General features: G+C 39.4%; 1 protein-coding gene and 1 pseudogene. One reads left to right on the top strand and one right to left on the bottom strand.

The annotated features are described in order from the left end of the window. Window positions 1-51: 51 nt before the first annotated feature. Window positions 52-3,141: pseudogene (locus C7Y66_RS30010) on the bottom strand (Tn3 family transposase). A 193-nt stretch (window positions 3,142-3,334) separates the two neighbouring features. Between C7Y66_RS30010 and C7Y66_RS30000 the strand changes: the two are divergent. Then, window positions 3,335-3,919: a tyrosine-type recombinase/integrase gene (locus tag C7Y66_RS30000; RefSeq protein ID WP_106548332.1), complete on the top strand. Its 585-nt coding sequence runs from the start codon at window positions 3,335-3,337 to the stop codon at window positions 3,917-3,919. Window positions 3,920-3,958: the final 39 nt, after the last annotated feature.

Raw genomic sequence — 3,958 nt, 5'->3', positions numbered from 1 at the left:
AAATGTTAAGAAACAAACAAAAAACTTGTGATTTACAAGGATTCCAGCCGCTTAAGCAAGCACTAAACTTTCCACCTCATCCAACGAAGGTGGCACAGTCTCCATATCAATCAGGTAATCACCAAACCGCTTAACATGAGCCGTAATATAAGGACTCACAACCGCCACATCCTCACGGCTAATCAAATAGCCTTGCTTCTGTAAATCCCGCAATATTTCAGTTAAATCTACAACATTTTGGAACAAAACAGCATTTGCTACCAAATCCTTATACTTAATCACTTTTTCCTGTTCAATTGGGTCATTCTTCATCACAACCCCAAAGCCACCAAAGAAAAACCACTTCGAGAATTTATGGTAAGCTTCCACAATATTCGTAACAGCAGTAATTTCTTTTCTCAGCTGTATATCTGATATATATTGCAGCAAGAAAACCGTTCTCACTACTTGTCCTAATTCCTGAAAAGCTTGATATAGCCTGTTCTTACGACTATAATTACCCAATTTACGCAATAAAATTGCGCTTGATACTTTACCTGTCTGGATTGATAAAACTACCTGTAGAATATCTTGCCAGTGAGTTTCTATCCGCTTCCAATCAACAGTTTCAGAGAACAAAGAGTCAATATGTTGATAAACAGTATCTTTATCAGGACGATAAAAATTTAAATCTTTCCAATTACGAATCCGAGGCATTAACTTAATTCCCAGCATATGTGCCAATGCAAACACAGGTGTTGATTGACCGTGGGTATCAGCATGAATTGTATCAGGTTGAATATCGGACAGGTTTTTCAACAAACCCTCAATGATATAAACAGCTTCCCAAGTGCCACAAGAAATAAACTGGCTAAATAAAGCCACATAGGTATCAGAGACGTGGTGGTAAGCTATTCCTCCGTAGCCTCCATATCGAATATGATACTCAGACAGTAAATTTTCTTCGTAAAGTTCATACTTAGTTCCATCTGCCGCCGCACTTTTACCATCACCCCAAACCCTAGGCAGATTTAAAGCATTGTAGCGGTTAATAATATCTACCAACGCAGCATTGAGCTTATCTACCGTCACATGGCGACGGTTGACAAATGCTAGTTCCTTCGCGGTGACAATGCCTCGCATATGTCTCGCCGCTTGAGTAGGCCCCAAATTGCAACCATAAGTAAACGTCGTCAAAAGATAACGTTCCGTCGCACGTTTAATTTTAGGATCGCTACCAGACAGCGGTCCAAAGTGACGGGTAAAATTTGTCCAGTAGTCAACGTTTCTGAGGATATCGATTAAATTTCTTTCTGGAAATTGTTCTTCAATTTTTTCTATTAAAGCTTTGACAGCAACACTCAACTCGTTACGCTGATACTTTTTGAGTACGGGTTCGCCTTCATCATTAATAATAAATTGGTGGTTATTGGGATAACCTGCATCCACAGTCGCCGCCGTGTCCGTCAACCAGGATTTCAATGTCTTGGTAAAAGAAGAAGGGTTATTAGGAAAGCCTAAATTCTCACAGTATTGGTCAACTAACGGCAAACACTCTGACCAAGACAGTAATTGTTCGCGGTAGTCGGCGTAATCTTCACTACCAACAACGCAGATATCTCCTGACCTTAATTCGGCTGCTAGGTAGTAGAAAATACAAGCCTCGAAGTGCCGACGAACAAATTTGGTTTTCTCTCCTTGCTTGACTACAACTAATTTTCGCCACTGTTCTGAAATAAAATCTAGTTCAATACTTGCTTTGAGAAATTCTCCTCGACGATGAGAATTCTCTAGAACAAATTGTAATGCTTCAATCACACTTCGTTCGTTAGTAGTTGATTTGAAGTCTAACGCTTTTACTAAGCGAAAAAATGTCCGGCGGTGATTTTTATAAAATTTCCAAATTAGAGGAAGATGATTATTACCCCTATAAGCATTCATCGCCTCACATTCCGAAAGTAATTGCTCTGCTCCTCCGTCTTGAATAAATACATTATTTAGTTTATGAAACAGAGATATTCCCTGATGTGTTGTTAACTCGGTAGAGAGATTTAATTCGGATATCCGCTCTGGAGAATTAGATGAATAACTATCGGATGCTTCAATCTCTGGGTGAGAGGAGACTGGTTCATGATTTAGTTCATTATTTAATTGATTTTCCTCCAGAAACACATGGATGATATTAGTCAACACACCAACTAATTTCTCTTGCGTTTCTTGGATTCTCTTTTTGATGAGTTCTAATTCTTTGATAGCGTCGTTATTGATTGAGCGCATTTGTTTTAAGAACATCTCAACCAAACTATCTCGTGCTGTCACTTGGGCTAAATAAATTAAGCATAAAATCAAAGTAATTCGTTTCGATAAATTAAAATCTTTGATTTCCCGCGCATCTAACACCCGTGCTTCGGCAGCAAAATGGTGAATTTTAGCAGTGGTAATATCCTTGAGTAATGGCTTAACATCACCCAAATAATCTAGCCAGATTTAATGTACAATAAAGTCATTAATGTTGTTACGGGTAGGGCTTTTAGGTAGTTGCTTCAGGCTATTAAAGGAGGTTTGATACTCAAGCGGATGACGCTCTAACAAGTCTAGCAAGCGTTCTTGGTAATCTGACGAGATGCGACTTAGTACTAGGGAAAATAATCTTTGGTTTACTACATTTCTCACTCGACGAACTAATCTATTTAAGGTGCTGAATCCTGGTAACTCATATCTATTTTTAACTAATTCAGCAATGGCTACATTCATTAAATCAGCAGGATTATCCATTACCGTCGCCGATTCATTCACTGCTTTAATAGCTAGATGTAGCCCAGTTTGATTAAATTGATTTACCTGAAGATATTCGCGGATAGCAGTCCGGTGTCGATACATGGTTTTGCGGTTTTCATAACCCAAAACAGTATCATCTGTCAATTTTAAATTGCTGCGAATATGATGAACGATTTTGAGAGGAATGTCTATTAAAGAAGGAAAGTAGCCTAGTCGCTGAAATGATTTTAATAGGCATACTAAGTTAAGAATATTACTTTCACCTTTAGTTGTTGCGTAAGCAAAAGCAATTTCGTTCTTGTTGGGTGTGTAAATCTCGGTGAGTTCTTTGGCAGTTAATTGACGCTTAAATCGAGGGTAAGCTGTACGTTCTATCGATGTCACTACTCGTTCTGTGTGCGATTTGAAACTTCAAAAGATTTATATCACCAATCAGCCACTCCAGAAGGAGTGTAGAGAAACATTACCAAAAAGAACTGTTTATGGGCAAGTTTTTAACATGGAATGTGTGGGGAGTTGATTGTATCGTACCCAATGCTATAGTACCCAATTACCTTTTATGGGCAAGTTGGTTTTTATGACTCATACTACTCCACCCAAAAAGCTTCCCAACCTAGAGAAACGCACAAGAGAACATCTGCTGCCCAACGAAGTCGAAGCTATGATTAAAGCAGCTTCATCAAAAGGACGACATGGTCACAGAGATTCGACTTTAATTTTACTGGCTTATCGTCACGGTCTACGTGTATCAGAATTGGTAGCCCTGCGATGGGAGCAGCTAGATTTTTCTAGTGGCACGATCTATATCAATCGACTCAAGCATGGTATCAGTTCAACGCATCCGTTACGTGCTAGAGAGTTGAGGTGGCTACGACAACTACAACGCGAATATCCTAACTCCCCTTACTTGTTTGTTTCTGAGCGTGGCACTCCGATGGCTGCTGCCACAGCTTTTAATATTATTAGTCGTGCTGGCACTCTTGCTGGGTTAGCTTTATCGGTACATCCGCATATGTTACGTCATGCCTGCGGGTTTTATCTGGCATCTCATGGTCATGACACTAGAGCTATTCAGGCTTATCTGGGACACAAGAATATTCAACACACTATTCGCTACACAGAACTATCTCCCGATCGCTTCTCGAATTTTTGGCTCGACTGAACCTAAAATCAATAGTTTCAACCGGATTTCTTTACATAA

The organism is Chroococcidiopsis sp. CCALA 051, from assembly GCF_003015105.1.
GTDB lineage: Bacteria > Cyanobacteriota > Cyanobacteriia > Cyanobacteriales > Chroococcidiopsidaceae > Chroococcidiopsis > Chroococcidiopsis thermalis.
Note: the sequence above shows the minus strand (reverse complement) of the source record. Positions and strands in the feature narration are given on the sequence as shown.